The organism is Blautia sp. OF09-25XD, assembly GCF_003482095.1.
Lineage (GTDB): Bacteria > Bacillota > Clostridia > Lachnospirales > Lachnospiraceae > Fusicatenibacter > Fusicatenibacter saccharivorans.
The window spans coordinates 153519-173489 of sequence record NZ_QUMG01000003.1 but is presented as its reverse complement, the minus strand read 5'-3'; the positions used below and the strand labels follow the sequence as shown (position 1 = coordinate 173489).

Genomic DNA, 19971 nt, shown 5'->3' with positions numbered 1-19971 from the left:
ATATAGGTTAATATTTCATTTTTGTCAATCCCTTTTTTAAAAACACAGAGTGTTACTGAAAATAGCGGTCACCCTCTTGTTTTCTGTTTTCTTTCTATGGTATACTATATAGTCCCGGATTTTTTCCGGGAATTTTCACCCGATACAAACGATGAACTTTTACCTCATTTGAAAGGAGATACCCTCTATGAAACCTTCCGAAAATCCTCTCGGCTCGGAACCGGTCAGCACTCTTTTGCGGCGTTTTGCGGTTCCGAGCGTCATCGCGATGCTCGTCAGCGCCCTCTATAACATGGTAGACCAGCTCTTTATCGGTCACAGCATCGGCGTACTCGGAAACGCAGCGACCAACGTAGCGTTTCCGCTCAGTATGGTCTGCACATCCATCGGTCTGCTCTGCGGCATCGGCGGTGCTGCAAACTTCAATCTCTGCATGGGCAGACGAGAGCCGGAGCACGCAAAATCTTATGTTGGAAACGCCATCTCCATGCTGGCAATCCTCGGTGTGATCCTCTGCGTTGCCGTTCAGCTTTTTCTGCGCCCGATGATGCTTCTCTTTGGTGCGACACCGGATGTCATTGATTATGCCTGTACTTACACTCGAATCACCTCCATCGGCTTCCCGTTTCTGATCGTCACAATCGGCGGCTCCAACCTGATCCGCGCGATGGCAGCCCGAAATTTTCCATGCTGTGTAACCTGGTCGGCGCGATCGTCAACACGATTCTCGACCCGCTGTTCATCTTCGTTTTCCACATGGGCATGGCAGGTGCAGCGCTCGCCACGATCACCGGACAGATTTTATCGTTTGCGCTTGTTGTCTTCTATCTGCGCGGTTTTAAGACACTGCCGCTCTCTCTTTCCGATCTGAAACCGAACATGGCCTGCTGGGCACGGATCGCTGCGCTTGGTGCAACTCCGGCATTCAATCAGGTGGCAATGATGGTTGTTCAGATCGTTATGAACAACACACTGACCTACTACGGCTCCAATTCCGTCTATGGAAGCGACATTCCGCTTGCATGCGCCGGCATTATTTCAAAGGTGAATATGCTGTTCTTCTCCTTTGTCATCGGCATTTCCCAGGGACTTCAGCCGATTGTCAGCTTCAACTTCGGTGCGCAGAAATATGACCGCGTGAAGGACGCCTATAAAAAAGCAGTTTTTGCGGCGACTGCCATTTCCATCGTCGCCTTCCTCTGTTTCCAGCTCTTCCCACGCCAGATTATCGGCATTTTTGGTTCCGGTTCCGAAGAGTACCTGCATTTTGCAGAGCGGTACTTCCGCATTTTCCTGTTTTTCACATTCCTGAACGGTATCCAGCCGGTCAGCTCGAATTTCTTTACCTCAATCGGAGCACCGAAGAAGGGTATTTTTCTTTCGCTGACGAGACAGATTATTTTCCTGCTTCCGCTGCTGCTGATTTTTCCGTATCTCTTCGGCATTGACGGCGTGATGTACACTGCGCCGATTGCAGACCTTGCAGCCGCATCAGTCAGCATCGTTATGGTCGTGCTGGAATTTAAGATCATGGCAGAGTTACAGAAGGCTACTGCCTGAAAACAGTTTTTTTCCTGTAGTTTCCGCTCGTTTTTACTGCGCTGCGGTCGCCAGAGTCTTGCTACAGATCATTGCCGTGTAAACAGGAAAGAATCCTGTCCGGAAAGTAAAAAATCGTATGCTGTTGCTTTTTCCACAACAGCATACGATTTTTTTATGCGTTATCCACACTTTTCTTTATTTATTCACATGCATCCACATCAGTCCATGCGAAGAATCATGGTCAGGATTCGTTTTGCACAAAGAGCGATTTCGTCGCGGGTGATGTATCCCTTCTCAAATGCCTCCTGTACGCGCTCCTCGTATCCGTTTGCCATCTTGATATCATTTCCGGCTTTTGTCTCGCGGTAATGCTCGCCGTGTGTCCACCAGTCGGTCGTTACCATTCCCTTAAAGTCCCACTCACCGCGCAGAATACCGGTCAAAAGATCCTTGTTCTCAGATGCCTGAACGCCGTTGATCAGGTTGTAGGACGACATGATTGTGTATGGATCTGCCTCTTTTACGATGATCTCGAAGGCTTTCAGGTAAATCTCACGCAGCGCACGCTCGGAAACGCGGGAATCGCTGTCTTTCCGGTTTGTTTCTTTGTTGTTGCAGCAGAAGTGTTTCACACTTGCCCCGATATGCTCGGACTGCATACCGCGTACCATTGCCGCACCGGATTTTCCGGCTACAAGCGGATCCTCGGAATAATACTCAAAGTTTCTTCCGCAGAGCGGGCTTCTGTGAATGTTGACAGCCGGGGTCAGCCAGATGCCGATGTTGTTTTCTTTTACTTCCTCTCCGCCGGCTTTACCGATCTCTTCGATCAGCTCCGGATCCCAGGTGCAGGCAAGCAATGTTGCACACGGCCATGCGGTCGTGTTGACACCGCACTGCGGCTGAATGCGAAGGCCTGCCGGTCCGTCTGCGGTCATGATATTCGGGATGCCGTACTCAGGCAGATTTCCCATGCCAAACGTGTTGGCAACTCCTGTGTTCGGCTGACCGCCGAGCAGATGAATGAGTGCTTCTATCGGAAGCTTATCTACAAACTCGTCGAGCGTTTCTTTTCCTTCGACCACATTCATCAGGTTCGGATTCGTCTTTGCTGCTTCCATAAGCTCGCCAAAGCTCTTTCTCTCCTGTGCTTTGACTGCCGGCAGAAAGCCTTCCAGAGTCAGCTTATCCTGACGCTCCAGTCCTTCTTCCTCGACAGGGCCGTTATCGGTCGGAAGCGCTTCGTAGGTTCCATCCGCAAGGAGACGTTTTTCCAGCTTATGCGGAGCGGCAAGGCTGGTGTACTGTGCAGTCACTTTTGCCTCTGCCAGATCGTAGGTGAAGTCCAGTTTCTTCGCATCTCTTACATTGTTTCCAACGTAGAAGACGTAGCTTCCTGCCTCAAGAACATAGGCAGATTTTGCAACCTTTCCAAGGTCATCAAAAGATGCCATATCTTCCACTGTAAAGGAAAGAACGACTCTCTGTGTCTCGCCTGGCTGCAGCAGTCTTGTTTTCCGGTAAGCGCCAAGCTCTTTGGCCGGTTTGCCAAGCTTGCCCTGCGGTGCGCCATAGTAGAGCTGTACAACTTCTTTTCCGGCACGTTTTCCAGTGTTGGTAACAGCTGCTTTTACAACAATCTTTCCATCCTTCTCTTCTGCCCCCAGAACTTCTGTCTCAAAGCTGGTGTAGGAAAGACCGAAGCCGAACGGATAATTGACCTTCTCCGCTGCGCCCGGAATCGTCTCGAAATAACGGTAACCAACGTAGATATCCTCGTTGTAATCCACGTAATAAACGGATTTATGGAAGTTCTCGGTGGATGGATAATCCTCGAGGGTTGCTGCGTAGGTATCAACCAGTTTACCGGATGGGTTGACGTCGCCTGTTACAACGTCCGCTGCCGCGAGGCCGCCTTCCATGCCGCCCTGCCATGCCATCAGCACCGCCGGAATCTCTTTGCAGTCTTTGAACCAGCTGGTATCAACCATACCGCCGACGTTCATGACAACGATGACATTTTTAAAGTTTGCTTTTACTTTTTCTACCATGGCTGCTTCGCCGTTTGTCAGGCAGAAGTCGCCGTTTTCGAAGATGCTGGCGCTCAGCTCGATCTGTTTTTTCTCATCCTCAAACAACTCATAGCCTTCATCGTTGATCTGGCATTTGCGGTCCCAGCCCTCGCCGGAGAAACGGCAGATGGTGATGATTGCGGTATCGGTAAATGCTTTTGCTTTTGTTACCAGCTCGTCCGGTACTTCCGGCTCTCTTGTCATGCCTGGTACAGCGCCTGCAGCATACTGTTCTTTTACATTTTTCTCATAGAATTCCGGCAGCTCATGGAACAGAGAAACCTCCCCCTCGGCCTCTTTGATCTTCATGCCTTCGTAGAAGTTGCGGATATACGCAACGGTAACGTCACCGCTTCCGCCGCCGCCTTTTACGTAATCAATCGTTCCTTTTCCAAATAAAGCTACTTTTGTGCCTTTTGCGAGCGGCAATGTCTCGTTCTCGTTTTTCACCAGAACCATACCCTCGCCTGCTGCTTTTCTGGAAAGTGCGATATGTTCCGCGCTTCCTGTTACCCTTTTTCCGTCTTTTCCCAGCGGCAGAACCGGCTGGTAAAGACTTCTCTGCCATTTACCCATTTTAAGCTTACCTCCTGTATTTTCCGGTGCGCAGATTGCTTTCCGAACGCGCCCCATTCTGTCTTTATGATACGAAGTTTTGGAGTGGATGTCAATTGATTTTTCAGCATTTTATCCTGTTTTTCGTTTCTTTTTCTTTCGATTTTATTCTATTTTGCCAATTTTTCAGGCATCCGTCGTTTCTTTCCTTTCTCTCAATATCTTGATCCGTAGGTGGATGCTCCGTCTGCGTCTCCCCGGTGTTTCTGCTGCCTGTCGCTTTTCTGTTATATCAGACACTTTTCTCATTTTGTGGATTGTCCGAAAAATAACAGCGTTCTATACTAAAGCGTGTCTGAAAACAAAACATCGGCATCCCCTTTTTCAGGTTCTCTTCGGGATACAACAAAAGAATGGAGTTTTCTTATGAAGGTACTGATTTTATCCTGCAATACTGGCGGTGGCCACAATGCTGCGGCCTCTGCATTAAAAGAAAGTCTGAATTTTTATCACCACGAAGCCGAGGTTCTGGATCTGATGAGCCTCGGGCGAAAGCATACCTCCGCCCTGGTCGGCGGAGCTTATGTGAAGCTCGTCTCCGTTTTTCCGGCCGGCTTCGGCGCACTCTATCAGCTTGGTGAGCTGGTACGGAAATTTCCCTGGAAATCCCCCGTTTACTATGCAAATGCGCGGCTTGGAAATGCGCTTGCAGATTATATTGATCAAAACCATTTTAATGCCGTTGTCACCACACATCTTTATCCGGCGGAAACACTGACCTGGATGAAACAGAAAGGACGGCTGACGATTCCCTGCGTTGCCGTTGCCACCGATTACGCATGCATTCCGTTCTGGGAAGAGACGAACTGCGATTACTATGTGGTTCCGCACAAGGATCTGATCCCGGAGTTTGCATCCTGCGGTATCCCGGAAGAAAAACTGCTTCCTCTCGGTATTCCGGTGCGGCCCGCATTTGCGCGCCCTGCATCCAAAGAGGATGTGCGCCGCCATCTCGGTCTTCCCGAGAATGCTCCGCTGTTTCTCATCATGAGCGGCAGTATGGGATTCGGCAAAGTGCATCTGCTCGCACATGAACTTGTTTCCCGGCTGGAAAACGGCGAACAGGCTGTGATCATCTGCGGAAATAATAAAAAACGGATGCGTTCGCTCCGGCTGCAGTTCCATAAGAACCCAAATGTACATATCATCGGTTTTACACGCCACGTTGCGGAATATATGGCCGCTGCCGATGTGCTGTTTACAAAGCCCGGTGGCTTAAGCAGTACCGAGGCCGCTGTGCGGCGCGTTCCGCTCGTCCACACTGATCCGATTCCGGGTTGCGAAACAAAAAACCGTGCTTTTTTTGTCTCACGCGGAATGTCCGTGACCGGCGCACATCAGAAAGAGCTGGCAGAGGCCGGTATTTCGCTTGCCTGCGATGATGCACGTCAGATTGCGATGCGCGATGCCCAGCGAAAAAACAGCCATCCGCAGGCGGGAACGTCAATTACACACCTTTTGGAAAAATTAGTTTCGGAGTAACTGCTTATGATGCTTACTGCTTATTTGTTTTATAGTTTCTTCGGGTACCTCTCGGGCAGCGTACTGTATTCGTACCTGATTCCAAAATACTTCTGCCACGTGGATGTCCGAACTGTGAATGAAGATCAGAATCCCGGTGCCTTCAACGCCTTTTCAGTGGCCGGACCGCGGATTGGACTGCTCTGCGTCCTGTGCGATATCGGGAAGGGATTTCTGCCGGTGTTTCTGGCGGCGCACAGTTCCGCTGTTTCGATGGGTTCCTGGATTTTCGCCCTGATTCTGCTCGCCCCGGTGGCCGGACACGCATGGCCGTTTCTGCAGCCTGCGAAAGGCGGAAAGGCGATCTCTGTCTCGTTCGGCGTGCTGCTCGGCCTCCTGCCGGATCTGCGGCCGGCGCTTCTTCTGGCGGCGTTTTATCTGACGTTTTCGTTGATTCTCATTATCCAGCCACACAGTCTGCGCTCGATCGTTTCGTTCTCCGGGTTTGCCGTTGCCGCACAAATTTCCCGCTTTCTTCCGTCCGTGCGGCTCGGCAGTCTGCTGGTATCACTCGTGGTGTGCTTCCGCCATCTTTTCAGCCTGCGGGAGCATGAGACCGAAAATGCTGCATTTACAATTCAGTCTTTGTCTGCTAAAATAAGGAAAAAGCAGAAAAAAGAATAATATTTACAGTTCATTTAAAACAGCGGCAAACAATTTACTTCAGGAGGATTGACACATGATTTCAGAAAAAATGGTAACTCTCGGCACAAAAAAATCGGTAATCCGCGAAATTTTCGAATACAGTAAAAAACGCGCTGCCGAGATCGGATCAGAAAACGTCTTTGATTTCAGTATCGGAAACCCAAACGTGCCGGCTCCGGCCTCCGTTCATGAGACCATCAAGGAGCTGCTCGATTCCAAAGACGATTACTATCTCTTCGGCTACACCTCCGCGCAGGGCGATGCCGATACCCGCGCCGCCGTTGCAGCCGACCTGAACAAACGCTTTGGTACCGCGTTCCATGCCGACAACTTCTATATGACCTGCGGTGCAGCCGCTTCGCTCCGCATCGTCCTTGGCGCTTTAACCGTTCCGGGCGACGAGTATATCGTATTTACCCCGTACTTTCCGGAATACCGTGTTTTCATCGAATCTGCAGGCGCAGCCATGATCGAAACGCCGGCTGATTCTTCCACGTTCCAGATCGACTTTGACCGCCTCTCGGCCACTGTCACAGCGCACACCAAAGGTGTTTTCGTCAATTCCCCGAACAATCCGTCCGGCGTTGTCTACACCGAAGAAAACATTCAGAAGCTCGCTGCTTTTCTGGAAACAAAATCTGCCGAATACGGTCATCCGATTTATCTGATCGTTGATGAACCGTACCGCGAGCTTGTCTACGGAGACGTGGAAGTTCCGTATCTGACAAAATATTACAAAAACACGCTGGTCTGCTACTCCTACAGCAAATCCCTCTCCCTGCCGGGCGAGCGTATCGGCTACGTTCTCGTTCCGGATGAGGTCGATGATGCAAGAACCATCTACGCAGCCGTCTGCGGTGCCGGACGCGCCCTCGGCTTCGTCTGCGCACCAAGCCTGATCCAACACGTCATCGCCAAATGCGCAGGACAGGTTTCTGATCTTTCGGTCTACAAGAAAAACCGCGATCTGCTGTATGATTCATTAACCGCCTACGGCTTCACCTGCGTTCACCCGGACGGCGCTTTCTATCTCTTCATGAAAACTCCGGAACCGGACGCGTATGCATTCTGTGAGAAAGCGAAAAAACACGAACTTCTTCTTGTACCCGGCGATGACTTCGGTGCACCGGGATTCGTGCGGATTGCTTATTGCGTTACCACCGCACAGATTGAGCGGGCACTGCCGGCGTTTAAGGAACTGGCGGGAGAGTATTTTGGATAATTTTTCAACTGTCAACTTTTCTTAAATAGATGTTGGGGTCAAAAGGCTTTTTGACCCCTTTGACCCCGGTATCTTACATATAGTAAAAAACGGACACTGCTTCATCTTTGAAACGCAGCGTCCGTTTTTCTTTTATTCTCCTACATCCTGTTTTCCAATCACAACTTTACATCTTTTCTTCCACATCCCCTGTTCTGACACACGCATACCGCTCGCTTTCGATGATCTGTTCCATCGCTGCCGCTCCTTTCTTTTGAGCTATCTCAATCGCATAAGGCGGGCAGGACTTGAACCTGCATTCTGTGCCTTATCCTCTACGAAAAATTTGCTGTACGTTCCACAAACATGAAACATTTTTCTGCACAGGTTTTGCCCGGTCAAGCGGATATTCGCAATCCGCTTCGCTACTTGCTCATAACCGAATAACTGCTCCGCAGTTTATCAGAAGGAGCTTACACTCCTCCTGATACAAGCAAGTCCCCACCCACTGCTTATTGCTTTTCGCACTGGAAACAGGGGACTTACTTGATTCGGTTAAACTACCGCCTTATTTTCAGCCACATTTTTTGTGGATACTGATGTGTATCAAATGCTGTTCCACTCTGACTTGCTTTATATCATCGGTGGAGATGCTATTTTCCTGCCTCAGCCTTCTCTCTAAAGCTCAGGATTTCCTTCAGAGACCTTGGTTCATAATTCATCCATGGCTTCATACATCCCACATTTTATGCCTGCGGTCTGCACTCATAAATGTGTCTGCTGCATTCCTGCTTTCTGCACGTCTCTGTTCTTTTTGTGAATGTCCGTGCTTTGTTCTGTATATACTATATTACATATTTTCGATTTTTGCCTTTAACTTCTGGTTTAATTTTTCATGTGATATGGTTTCTGGTTTTTCCCAGCTCCACACAGTACTGTCCAGACCTGATTTTCCTTTGGACAGTGCCTTTAGCTCTTCCACGCAGAATTCCATCGCGCGTACGATGTACTCGTTGGCCATTTGTCTGGTAAGGATGGACAATTTCTCTTCTTTTCTCTGGACGAATTCCCCACGGACTTCTTTTATAAGACCTTTCACATCAAATTCAGCAAGCTGTGCCAATGGCTCTTTTGTAAGATCCAGCTCCTGGATCATTTCCTGGGAAAGGCCATATTTTTTCGAAACATATTCATTTAATATCTCGTAGTCCCGATGCAGTTTTTCTACATTTCCAGGAACGCTCGAATTCCAGCCATGCTCCCCATACATAAATCTCCGATATAGCATATCCTGGATCAGATGAAGATAATAGCCGAGATATAAATCATCCTTCTCCATGTATTTCCCGTATCTGTCGCGGAAAAATTCGAGATCGTATGTGTATCTGGTATTTTCGCAGATTTTCTTCTTTAAATGGCTATTTCCCGCCACCGCCCCATCCGGCAGAATCACCCCAAGGAACAGGCGTTGATATCTCGAAACGAGACTTTCTTTCTCATCTCCTGTACAATTGCCAAGTGAATCATGCTTGATGCCATAGTGTCCTCTTTTCCTTTATTCTTCTACATTCTATTTTCCAATATCAGCTTTACATCTTTTGAAAGCTTTCTATCCATACTGCTAACTTTAACATTTTCATGCCGCATTTCCAGTTCTGACGCATGCGTACCGCTCGCTCTCAATCACTTTTTCCATCGATTTGACCGGTGTGCTGTCAATATTGTTCAGGAGATTCTGGAATGTCGTAACCGACTGGCCGCTGTATAGCTGGACACCTTTTCTCCGACTGTCGGCATGGAAAATATCGTTTCGACTGTCTACATTCCAGAAAATAATATTCGGCAATTGGTAGCCGCAATACTCGTACTTTTCTTTCATATGATCATAAAACATCCAATTGCGGTCTCCGCATCTGTCGATCTCCATGTCAGATACAACGATCAGCGCTTTCGGCATTTCTTCCGGCGGTACATCGTGATCCATCGCTGTTTCCAGAACCCGCTCAAATGCAGCCTGAAGATTAGTATTCATCCCCCATTCCGTACGCTCGACGTATTTGATTTTCTGCAACAGGGTTTCCCCTCTCAGAGAAACAAATTCCGGCTTCTGGCTGAACGTCATGAAAAGATTGTGGTAAGCGCCCCGGTTCCGCTCTGCAAAGTAAATAGCAAGACCAATGGATGTCGCCAAGGGTCTTCCACTCATGGAACCGGAAACATCTGCAATGACAATTGCATTCGTTTCCTGCGCCACATAATCCGGCAGCTGCCTCCACTGCGCCTCCAATACCTGATTCCATTGACGTCCATACAGAACTTTTTCCACGAGATCGTACGGGTACAGCGTCTCCGCATGAATCTTTTCTTTTCCATCCAGTGCCTTCGCCAGATACTGGTTAAAACGCTTTTCATCATGTTTTCGAAATGCGTTCCTGTAAATCATCATGGCTCTTCCGGAGACCTCCGGGTAAACGATCTCCTCCCACTTTCTTTCTGACATTTTCACTTCCAGCACGCCGATATATTTCCGCAGGGAACGGACGATTCTTTTGAAGTTGTAAACCGGATAGCCGAGTTTCTGCGCCGTCAGAATGCCGAGTTTTCTCGTCTCCGTATTTTTAGAGTCTGCCGTTTTGATCCATTTAGCAAGCAGGGAAACGCTTTTTCCCTCCTGGAAGTTTTTCAGATCTGCTTCCAGCTGCTGCTTCATGGCACTCCACATCTCGTCCTCAACGCCAGTCCGATCAGGCAGTACCAGTCGTCAAAACGGCCGAAAACACCAATCAGGTCAAGGTTGGCAATGACTGCCTGCGGATGGTACTCGGCAAGATACTGTAGTAGAATCCGAAAGACACGTCTCTCGCCGAGACCTTCCCGGATATCACGCGCATAAAACAGGATTTTCAACGCGAACAGCGGGTCTGCCTGATATGCTTCCGCAAACAGAAGCTCAATTCTTTCCGGATCCGCTCTGCGCAGGGATCCAATTGTCGCAAACAGATCCAGCCGCGCATCGCCGGTTGTGTTCCGTGCTGCTGCTCCATTTTCTGTATAAGTTTTTGTCGCCTGCTCCCGTATCCATTCTGCAAAATCCATCGCTGCCGCTCCTTTCCTTCCACTGTTTTCTCCATACATCCTTTTCTGGATCTGTGGACTCCATTCTTTCTCGTTTGCTCTTCTGTTTTTTTCTGAGTGAGGGCCGGATTTGAACCGGCATCTTCGCCATTACCACTGGAAAAAAGTTTGCCGTTACGGTCACGCACATGACCGTTTTTTCGCGCTCTTTCTTTTAAGCTACCTCACTCGCGTAAGGCGGGCAGGACTTGAACCTGCATTCTGTGCCTCCCTATTCTCCTCAAAAAGTTGCTGTGTGTTCCACAAACATGAACCCTTTTTTTCTGCACAGGTTTTGCCCGTTAAACTACCGCCTTATTCTGTTATTTTAGTGTTTCTGTCTTCTGTCCCCAGCTCAGGATTTCCTTTCGGGATCTTGATTCATAATTCATCCATGGTTTCATGCATCTTTTCCAGATCATTTTCTGTAATAGCATTTTCCCCAGTGATTTTTTTCTTCCCGATTCGGATTTCAGGGTCTCTCACCGTAAAATTTCCAGTCGCAGATATCCCATGTCTCAGAAATTTTTCGAAATGCTTTTGATTTTCCCCACAGTGTTTTCGCCCGTCGAACCCTCTTATTTGCCGCGCGCTTTGCCCAACGGAAATTTTTGCATCGGCCTTTGCTGACGGGCGTTTTTTTTACAGCTTCGGCTCATCAGCTACTCCCCATCCAGAATTTTCTGATAGAGAAGTCTGCCTTCCTCCCCGGCAAGCCGTCCGCAGATTTCTGCCCGTTCGGCGATAACAGGGATCTGGATATGTGCTTTGGCATCTGCCAGCTGTAGCAGCATCAGGTTTTGAAACATCGCAAAGCTGGCCATTTTCGTATGGCGTCTGACGTGCTTTAATTTCACACTGACGTGGTCATCATGATACTTCACATAATACAGGAGCTCCTGTACATCGAAACACGGAATCACATACCCCTGCCGGTCCAGCTCCGGGACCACGACGTCGCGCACGATTTCCATGCTTTTTTCGGGATGACCGTAGTAATGCATGTCCGGATCACCCTCGCGTTTTCCCCTGAACTGCGCTTCCGGCTTTCCGATATCGTGCAGCAGCGCCGCCAGATAGACCATGTCATTTTCCATCCTCCGCGGAAGATTGCAGACCACATGGAGGGAATGCATCCATAAGTCATACTGATGTGCACTGTTCTTCTGATCATAGCCAAACATGGTTCGTACGGCCGGAATCAGCGCTGCGATTTCTTCTCGTCTCACATCCATCTCTTCCGCAGTTTCTGCTGTTTTCAACACATTCAACAGCTCGCTTAACTTCATGTGTTCACTCCCCCTTTCTGGTCTTTTTGTGAATATCTGTGTTTTGTTATATATAGACGTTGGGGTCAAAAGGTTTTTTGACCCCTTTGATACCAGATTGCTACGTGCTTTGCACTCCCGCAATCTTCATGTATATACTGTATCACATGCTTTCGTTTTCTGCACTTAACCGCTGGTTTAATTTTTTTTGCTGATTTTTTATGCTGTTCACCCGGCACAAAATCCGATCTGCCGGCTCTGCGGTTTCTTTTTCAGGCCGATCATCTCGAAATCGTCCGCCGTCAGAAGACAGGCCTCCTCTTTTTCCAGCGTACCATTCTGATGTTCCCGAATGAGGCGGTCTGCCTGGCGCATGATAGCGTGGTCCAGCAGGTTTCTGACAAACCGTCCATTGCCGTAATTTTCTTCCCGGCATGCATCGGCGCAGATGGAAAAGCATTTTTCCCTTGTTCTTTCGTCCATCCGGTATTCCGATTTTTCCAGCATCAGATCCAGAATCTGCGTCAGTTCTTCCGGCGAGTAATCCGGGAAATTCAGGTGAAAGGCAATGCGGCTTGCAAGACCTTCATTCTGCTCCAGAAACTCCTTCATCTTCTCCGGATATCCTGCAAAAATGACAATGACCTCATCCCGGTAATTCTCCATCTCCTGCACAATGGTATTGATTGCCTCGGCGCCATACGTGCGGTTGTCTTCTACAAGAGAATACGCCTCATCGATAAACAGAATGCCGCCACGCGCCGCCTGAAATTTACTCTCAACAATCTGTGCCGTCCAGCCGACATATTTTCCGACCAGATCCTGTCTGCCGCACTCTACAATGTGGCCATATTTCAGCACTTCCTCTTCCTTCAAGACCTGGGATAGCAGACGCGCCACGGTTGTCTTTGCTGTCCCTGGATTTCCGGAAAACAGCATATGCATGGATGACTGAACCCCCGGAAGACCCATCTGTTCCCGCATTTTCTGCATTTTGGCCGCCGCCAGAATCTCATCTGTCACTTTCTTTACATCCGACAGGCCTACCATTTTCTGCAGCTCCACATACGGCTTGTCTGTCTTCTTTTTCAGTTGAATTTTGACGAGGTCTTTTTGTTTGTAGGCCTTGTAAATATGCGTTTTTAATCCGCTTCCGTACCATCTGTTGTAGGCAGAAAAGATATCCGATACAGAATACAATTTCTTTTCTTTCGGAAGATACCGCGTCAGCTCTTCTATCGTGTAGTCGTGATACTCTGTCTTATCCGCCAGACGTTTCAAATAGCCCGTCGCCCGTTCCAGATCTCCCTGGCCTTCCTGAATCTGAATCAGATCCGCGTTGGAAAGAATTTCCGCTATCGTCTCATCCGATACGCTGCGGCTTCCGGAAATGTCCACAAAGATAAACAATGTAGAATTTCCATACTCATTCAGTTTCTTCCCAAGTGTTTTCGCCAGATCATAATTGCCGGTGGCATACATTCCTGTACTCTTTTCACCTTCCAGATTCAGAATCACTGTTCCGCCTCTAGCACTGGAGAAAATATTGTCAAAATTATCTTCCCGCTCTGCCTTGTATGTCATCTTCTGCACATCGTAAACTCTGCCGCTCAGCAATCGTTGATTCTCCAGCAGTGCCGGAATCAGAAGATCTATCATATCATCCGCAGCCGCTTTGTCACCGGCTGTGATCAGATAATGAACCGGATGCCCAACAAAACGTTTTTCATTTTCCGGGGCGTAAATCCGCTCCATTTCGTCATAGAAGCTTTCCGATGCCATAATTTCCTGCATCTGCTCCGCCTGCTTTTGTCTGGTCATATTTTGAGCGGTATAAATCCGTTCACTTACCTGATACGCAACAGGTTCAAAAAAACTGTGATGTTCTGGTTCTATCGCAAGTTTTAATTTTTCCTTCAGCGACCCGCTGTAACACTCCGTCCAGTTATTCCGTTCTGCCCGAACCAGTTCTTTGCAAAACGCATCATTTGTGATCTCCTCATACGCAAGCAACTCAATTTCCGGCAGTATCTTCTGAATACAATCCACACATACCCGGGGAACCACTTCCATCTCAAGTGCAGCCACAATCGTCATCTGACCATTCAGAATATCACTGATCATAATGAAAAACTTCTTTTCTGTACGGTAGGCAGTGTAAAACTTGCTGTTCCATTCCGCAGCATCACTCCGTCTGGAATAGAGACGCTCATATCCTTCCTTCGTTGAATCCTCCTGTTCCAGATTCAGTTTTGAACAGTCTGCTGTGTATTTGTAAAGAATCATTCACTGCTACCTCCCTTGGAGCTTTTACTGGTAATCCTTCTGTTGTCTCTTTCTACCTGCTATCTTACCACCTGCCGTATCCCATATGTGGACAGGTTCTTGTCTATACGAAAACCAGACAATTTTCTGGTTTTTCTATTTCTCCATAACAGGTACTTACTTCTTTTTTCTTCTGCATTTCTGTACAGTATTTCGACACTGGAATAACGGCTACAATCACAACATGTTCTTTTTTCTCGCAGTTTCCCAGCAAGCCAATCATATACCGCAGCTCTTCTTTTCTGTCGGCAAAATTTTTTCTGCTTGTCATCATCGGCACTTCATCAATCACAAAAACAGAAATTGCTCCATTCTCTGCTTTCTGCGCTATGATTTCTGCCATTCTCTCCACCATCATCGCTGGTGTATCATCAATTTCTATCTTGGAAAGCTCCTCCTGCCCGTACATGCTCTGCAGAATCTTCCACATCTCCTTCTTTTCATGCTGCAGTGAAAAAAGGAGAACTCCATCCTCGCTGGTTTTTCGCTCTTTCCAGCCATATGCAACCGCTTTTTTCGTTTTTCCGCTCGCCGCAGATCCCGCCAGGAAAATCATCCTTCTGCCCCTCCCTCATCTTTCAGAAAAATTTCAAGCATACGTCCAATTACCATATTGTCTCGTTCTACCAGATCTCTGGCTGTTCCAAACATGAATCGAAATCTCAAATCGAAAATCATTCTGGCCTGCTGTTCATCCAGTCCATACTGCTTTTCCAGTGCCAACGTTGCAATCCCCTCATTTGGGTAGTCCGCTTTCATGATCTGGCAAAGTTCATCTTCATGGCATTGTGCCCAGCTTTGTGCTTCCAGCGTGTGTTTTCTTTCCAGAAGCATGTTCTTTCTTCTTACCAGATACTCTGCAAAATACTCCAGCTCTTCCTGGCTGTATCCGATCCACTGACCCGAAATATCCCAAAGTGGTTCTATTTGTTTCATTTCCCGAAGAAGATGCTCTTTTTCCTCCAGAAAAGCTTTCCATCTCCCCTGTTTTTCCCGTTCAAGCGGCTCTTTTTCTTTCTCAGGAGCTTTTTCCCACTTCTGCAGTATTTCATTATAGTCCTCCGCTTTTTCCACCATGGTAAGAAATACCTGTTTTGCTTCAGAATTTTTTCTCATAACAGAATACAGAATAGCCAAAAGTGCATCCAGTACATATATTTTATTTTGCCCGCACTTTTTCTCCAAATATTCCTGTTTCGAAACAAACAGCCTAATCACGCCATCTCTGTTGTTTGTGCGAGACGGAACGATGATATAGGCCTTATCCTTTTCTTCAGGAAAATCTTCTGCCCTTCCTTCAAACACGACTTCCGTGGCATCTTCAACGCAGATTTCCGTCAGTGGATCAAAACATTCCAGAAATTCTAAAATACCCATATTGCACCTCTCCTTTATTTCCCGATCTGATCTGCGGTTCTTTTCGTTTTCCCGGGTTTCCGCTTTTTGGCCTTTCGGATATAATTTTCACTGAACTGCTTTTCCCGTTCAATCCAGTCCTGCGTTCTCTTCTCAATCACAAATGGAAGTTCTCTCCAGATCATCCTGAGCTGTTCTTCTGTGATCTCCGGCACTTTCTTTAAAATTGCCTCCCGCAGATATACACCGCCTCCGCTGCAGGAATCCGGGAAACAGTTTTCTTCGCTGATGGCATCCAGAATTTTTTTATAATATTTTCGATACATCTGATATGCTTCGTAATGTGCAATACGGTTCACATGATCTTCGATTCTGGATTCCTCTTCTTGTTTCAGAATTGTTTCCTTGTTGATTCCACCGCTGTTCACATTCGCATAATACATCGCATATGCTTTAGCTTCTTCCAGACTTTGGAATGTGCGGAGAAATCTGCCGAAGTTATGAATATCACCATCTGAAAACGTAATCCAGTCATAATATGCCAATTCCGGCGGAAAATGATTTTCTTTTCCGTAAAGCTCTGCACATTCCTGTCTGCTGACAGAATGATAATCCCACGGACCGATGATATCATCGTAATCCGCGTAGAAAAGAATATAGGCTTCCACCTTTGCATCACTGTATATCAGCATCGGGCTGTGCTCCTCGTACTGATACAGAATCGAGTATTTTACACCCTTGATTTTTCCGTCATTCCTTCTCATCAACAGTGCGTAAACGCCCATCTCAGAATTGTCCGGAATATTGTTCACATGCATCGGCTTCCAGTTAAATTCGTTCTCCGTCAGTTTCTCCTTCTCGCGTTTTTTCCGGCGTTCCGCCATTTCCCGATCCATTCTTTCCCTGTACAGAACGCTTCCGATGTAATCATATCGTTCCAGATGCTCCACGCCAATTGCCCGGCCGGCCAGATCAATGGCATAAAAATGCCAGAAATTTTCCTTTTCCCGTTTCGCCTCCGCAGCCGCTTTGCTGTACTCATCCAGAATGTCTTCCCGGATCAGTGCATTTTCTTTCTCCAGATATTTCCAGCCGTGATCTTCTGCTTTATATTTATGACGATAACCAATTCTTTCATCGGTCGTCTCAAAGATCGGGAAAAGCTCGGTACTTTTGTAAAATGGTGTCTCTTCAAATCCGAAAATATACTCTTTTCCCTCTTTGCTGAGCAGACATACACATCCCGGGCCGCCCATTCCAGAAGGGGGATCCTCCTGTGCAAACACAACGGTTTTCCAGAAGTCTTCTGTTAAATCTGGTAAATCAAACGTGTGATCTCTATCCATATCTCTGGCTCTCTTCCTTTCCTTTTTCCGTTGCATAAAAAGTTCTCTTTTATTCTGTTCTCAGATCTTCTCTCGGCTGATTGGAAAGCACAATCACCATCTGCTTTCTGTGAACCGTTTCATACTGAACATCCATCCACATTTTCTCAACATGTGGACACTCTTCCATTCCGATGCCGTACACATACATATCATCGTATTTCTCCGGTATCTCACTCCGATATTCATAGTATTCAGATGACCAGTCATTTCGATTTACGATAGAAAAATGTCTGCCGATCTGCAGATACGGTTTTAGATCCCGGAACAAAAGCTTCTGTTCCACACTCCGTTTGATATCCCGCGGTTCTTCCGAAATCATAAGTTCCATCGCCGGATTCATTGTATCATCTTTACTGCACCAACATTCTCCTTCCGGTTCCGGCAAAGCCGTATAGACATCTCTGTAAAATTCCACATCCACCATTCCGACTCCATAGATGTAAAAGCCGGCATATTTCTGTTCCGGAATGTCTGACATCATCAGATAATCGTGGTAATAACCATCCTCAAAACAGATGGATAAGCGGACATTGCGTGCAACATATTTTCTCAGTTCTTCAAATTTAATTGCCATCAGAAAACTCCTCCTTTGTCAGTACCAGTTTTACTACTTCGTGTGCGAAAAAATTATCTTCTTTTTCGAAAATGTTACCCAGCACAACCATGACCGGGCCGTCCTCTACTTCTCTGAACCCCAGCTTCCGCAGCAGGCTGATCGTTGGTTCATTTTCTGTCTGGGTTGTCACATACAGCTTATCGATGAAAAGATTCTTTCCGTTTGCAGAAACCCCATCACCAAAGAGCTGATTAATCAGCTCTCGGCTGGCTTCTTCACAGTAGCCGTTTCTTCGGTATTCTCTGGCGATATAAAATTCAATTTCGTATTCGTCTTCCATTTCTCTATGTACGCCTACGTAACCAATAAACTTGTCTTTCTGCTGTTTGGGAAAAATGGAATAGGTGCAAAGCTCATGATCGGTTCTCTCAAAGTAGTTGGCAAACCCCATCACATGTTTTTCGGATGGGCTGACTCCGCAGAATATGTAGAAGTCGCCATCATCCCGCAGCATTTGTAAAAATGCCTCGGAGTCTCTGTCCGTCCGGCTTGGGAGAAGGAATAATCTTTCAGTTTCGATTGCAGATCCTGTGTTCATTTGTGATCTCGTCTCCATTCTTTTGTACGTTGACTGTGAGTTTTCATGTTTCAGGAGTGAGGGCTGGAATCGAACCAGCGACAATAGATCTTTTGCTGTACCGACCACACCCATGATCGGCTTGGTTTCTCTGCTCTACCATGGCTGAGCTACCTCACTCATATTTCTCTTTTAACTTTTGTATTCCTTATGTGATTCCACTCTGTCAGGAACCAGCCTGCTCCGCCGGAATATCTCCGCCGGTTCTTCTGCGATCTCACTCCAGCCGGCTTTCAACAGGAATTCTTTTGTTACGTCTGCTTCCTGAATTGCGAAAAGTTCGTTCAACGTCATATCGAGTTGTTCCTCCTGATCTGTTCGGTATTCTGATGCATCCGCCGGTGTTCTGATGTACTCCTATTATTCCACTTCTCTCCGGCATTTGCATTGAACTTGTGGTTTACTTTCCGGGTATGCCTTATCTTATCATGGAACCGTTCCTGCATGTGGACACTCTTTTGGCCACTTCTTCTGTTGCCTTTCTTTTACATCGGGAAGTTTCTGTCCATTACCAGATTCTTGTTTTCTCAATTGCCGCAAGAAATGCCAGCATAGAAATTCTATTATTGGTCAGTGTACCGGATTCCGACAGAAAATCATAAATCACTGTGCATTCCTTTCTTTTCAGGACAGCTTCCGCCAAGGTATACAAAGCTTTCACAAATTCCTGCTCGGCACGATAATATTCTTCTAAGGCTTCTTTATCCTCACGTCCGTTAACCGGATCAAAACATGCCCTCACATACGCTGCTCTGGCTGCTTTCCGCTGCATCTCAAGATATTCTGCCTGCACCTGATCTGCGATTCCATCCAGTTCCTTTTGCAGCGTGTTGTAAATTTCATTCAGCTCCGTGCGTTCGTACTTCTCTTTCGTGTCGTAAGGCGGTACCTTTGTTTTCCATTGGGATGCCAGTTTGAAGCTTTTGTTTTTCAAATCGACAACATACGCATAGCGTGGACGCATGGTTCCACTCCACAATCCGGTTCGCAAAAACGGATGATTGGAATAGAAAAATTCGTAGGAACAGGATGAAAAATCAGCCCCAGGTTTATCATATTTTTCCTGGTTGTATTTATGTTTAAACATAATAAGGGCTTTATCTTCTACCGTGGCGTCATACAGAAATCCGCCATATGGATCGTCTAATCTTTCCTCTCGCAGCCACCGGACATCAAACGGAGCGCGCGTCAGAAATTTCATTCCTACATCGCCCCACCACATCGTGTCGTTTGTATTGTGGAAGAAATGACCATAGATGCGGATGTCGCGGTAAAAATTGTCGGTTTGCGGTGTGATGATTGAAGAAACTTGTTTTGCCAGATCATTTACATTCATAAAAACCTCTTTTTTATTTTTTAAGCTATGCACTAATCCCACCATAATGTAATCCTCCCTGTTCTGCTGATTGTCTCGATCTGCTGATTTTCTTTTCCGTTTACAATTTCTGCACAAAGCTCCACCAGCTTTAATCCATATTTTTCTTCCCATCTTTTTGCCACCCGTCCCATGGTTTCGCTGTCCGGGCAAGAATTGAAATCGCCCCAATACCTGCCCAGACAGCTGAATATCTCATATGCATGCGTCACATCAAAATTCACCCGGATGCCTTCCGGTTCTTTTTCTTTCTCCCGGAAAATCCATTCATCTCCGCTGCATGCCCTTTGCAGATGCTTTTCCTTCCAGACACACAACTCCATAGAATCCATCTCACAGATAATTGTCGTCATATC

General features: G+C 47.1%; 17 protein-coding genes, 2 tRNA genes and 1 pseudogene. 4 read left to right on the top strand and 16 right to left on the bottom strand.

Annotated elements, in window-relative coordinates; all coding sequences use genetic code 11:
• Positions 1-187 precede the first annotated feature (187 nt).
• Positions 188-1560 (top strand): annotated as a pseudogene (locus tag DXA93_RS20470) (MATE family efflux transporter).
• A 200-nt stretch (positions 1561-1760) separates the two neighbouring features.
• Here DXA93_RS20470 and DXA93_RS04010 read toward each other — a convergent pair.
• Entirely contained in the window at positions 1761-4190 is a 2430-nt protein-coding gene (locus DXA93_RS04010) for a glycoside hydrolase family 3 protein (RefSeq protein ID WP_119207759.1), read from the bottom strand.
• A gap of 405 nt (positions 4191-4595) precedes the next feature.
• Here DXA93_RS04010 and DXA93_RS04005 point away from each other — a divergent pair, with 405 nt between their 5' ends.
• The 3 genes from DXA93_RS04005 to DXA93_RS03995 are packed head-to-tail and all read left to right on the top strand — an operon-like array spanning position 4596 to position 7617.
• Positions 4596-5711 carry an MGDG synthase family glycosyltransferase gene (locus tag DXA93_RS04005; RefSeq protein WP_119207758.1) on the top strand — a complete coding sequence of 372 codons (1116 nt, stop codon included), beginning with the start codon at positions 4596-4598 and terminating at the stop codon, positions 5709-5711.
• Between the two features lie 6 nt (positions 5712-5717).
• Positions 5718-6374: a glycerol-3-phosphate acyltransferase gene (locus DXA93_RS04000; protein ID WP_243109144.1), complete on the top strand. Its 657-nt coding sequence runs from the start codon at positions 5718-5720 to the stop codon at positions 6372-6374.
• 55 nt (positions 6375-6429) lie between these two features.
• On the top strand, positions 6430-7617 hold the full coding sequence (locus DXA93_RS03995) for a pyridoxal phosphate-dependent aminotransferase (RefSeq protein ID WP_119207757.1): 1188 nt from the start codon (positions 6430-6432) through the stop codon (positions 7615-7617).
• A gap of 829 nt (positions 7618-8446) precedes the next feature.
• On the opposite strand, the gene DXA93_RS03990 is transcribed toward DXA93_RS03995, so the two are convergent.
• The 15 genes from DXA93_RS03990 to DXA93_RS03940 form a co-directional block, all read right to left on the bottom strand.
• On the bottom strand, positions 8447-9028 hold the full coding sequence (locus DXA93_RS03990; RefSeq protein ID WP_147399511.1) for a hypothetical protein: 582 nt from the start codon (positions 9026-9028) through the stop codon (positions 8447-8449).
• 204 nt (positions 9029-9232) lie between these two features.
• The gene (locus DXA93_RS03985) at positions 9233-10306 is read right to left on the bottom strand and encodes a DUF2828 family protein (RefSeq protein ID WP_243109143.1); all 1074 of its coding nucleotides are present in this window, start codon (positions 10304-10306) and stop codon (positions 9233-9235) included.
• On the bottom strand, positions 10303-10692 hold the full coding sequence (locus DXA93_RS18290) for a DUF2828 family protein (RefSeq protein ID WP_243038195.1): 390 nt from the start codon (positions 10690-10692) through the stop codon (positions 10303-10305). The genes DXA93_RS03985 and DXA93_RS18290 overlap by 4 nt, the downstream gene beginning before the upstream one ends.
• Positions 10693-10904: 212 nt before the next feature.
• Positions 10905-11027: transfer RNA gene (locus DXA93_RS17745), tRNA-Phe, on the bottom strand.
• Between the two features lie 345 nt (positions 11028-11372).
• Positions 11373-11999: an HD domain-containing protein gene (locus DXA93_RS03980; protein WP_117509820.1), complete on the bottom strand. Its 627-nt coding sequence runs from the start codon at positions 11997-11999 to the stop codon at positions 11373-11375.
• A 207-nt stretch (positions 12000-12206) separates the two neighbouring features.
• Entirely contained in the window at positions 12207-14264 is a 2058-nt protein-coding gene (locus DXA93_RS03975) for an AAA family ATPase (RefSeq protein ID WP_118700059.1), read from the bottom strand.
• A gap of 103 nt (positions 14265-14367) precedes the next feature.
• The gene (locus DXA93_RS03970) at positions 14368-14859 is read right to left on the bottom strand and encodes a DnaB-like helicase C-terminal domain-containing protein (RefSeq protein WP_055228060.1); all 492 of its coding nucleotides are present in this window, start codon (positions 14857-14859) and stop codon (positions 14368-14370) included.
• Positions 14856-15680 (bottom strand): hypothetical protein, encoded by an 825-nt coding sequence (locus DXA93_RS03965; protein ID WP_118700058.1) that lies wholly within the window; start codon positions 15678-15680, stop codon positions 14856-14858. The genes DXA93_RS03970 and DXA93_RS03965 overlap by 4 nt, the downstream gene beginning before the upstream one ends.
• A 14-nt stretch (positions 15681-15694) precedes the next feature.
• The gene (locus DXA93_RS03960; RefSeq protein ID WP_119207755.1) at positions 15695-17005 is read right to left on the bottom strand and encodes a hypothetical protein; all 1311 of its coding nucleotides are present in this window, start codon (positions 17003-17005) and stop codon (positions 15695-15697) included.
• A gap of 49 nt (positions 17006-17054) precedes the next feature.
• Positions 17055-17621 (bottom strand): hypothetical protein, encoded by a 567-nt coding sequence (locus DXA93_RS03955; RefSeq protein ID WP_055228063.1) that lies wholly within the window; start codon positions 17619-17621, stop codon positions 17055-17057.
• Entirely contained in the window at positions 17611-18201 is a 591-nt protein-coding gene (locus tag DXA93_RS03950; RefSeq protein WP_055228064.1) for a GNAT family N-acetyltransferase, read from the bottom strand. The genes DXA93_RS03955 and DXA93_RS03950 overlap by 11 nt, the downstream gene beginning before the upstream one ends.
• A gap of 54 nt (positions 18202-18255) precedes the next feature.
• A tRNA-OTHER gene (locus tag DXA93_RS17740) sits at positions 18256-18360 on the bottom strand.
• A gap of 12 nt (positions 18361-18372) precedes the next feature.
• Entirely contained in the window at positions 18373-18534 is a 162-nt protein-coding gene (locus tag DXA93_RS17735) for a hypothetical protein (protein WP_156327583.1), read from the bottom strand.
• A gap of 214 nt (positions 18535-18748) precedes the next feature.
• On the bottom strand, positions 18749-19621 hold the full coding sequence (locus DXA93_RS03945) for a hypothetical protein (protein ID WP_055220047.1): 873 nt from the start codon (positions 19619-19621) through the stop codon (positions 18749-18751).
• The gene (locus DXA93_RS03940; protein WP_118700056.1) at positions 19609-19968 is read right to left on the bottom strand and encodes a DUF4253 domain-containing protein; all 360 of its coding nucleotides are present in this window, start codon (positions 19966-19968) and stop codon (positions 19609-19611) included. The genes DXA93_RS03945 and DXA93_RS03940 overlap by 13 nt, the downstream gene beginning before the upstream one ends.
• Between the last annotated feature and the right edge of the window lie 3 nt (positions 19969-19971).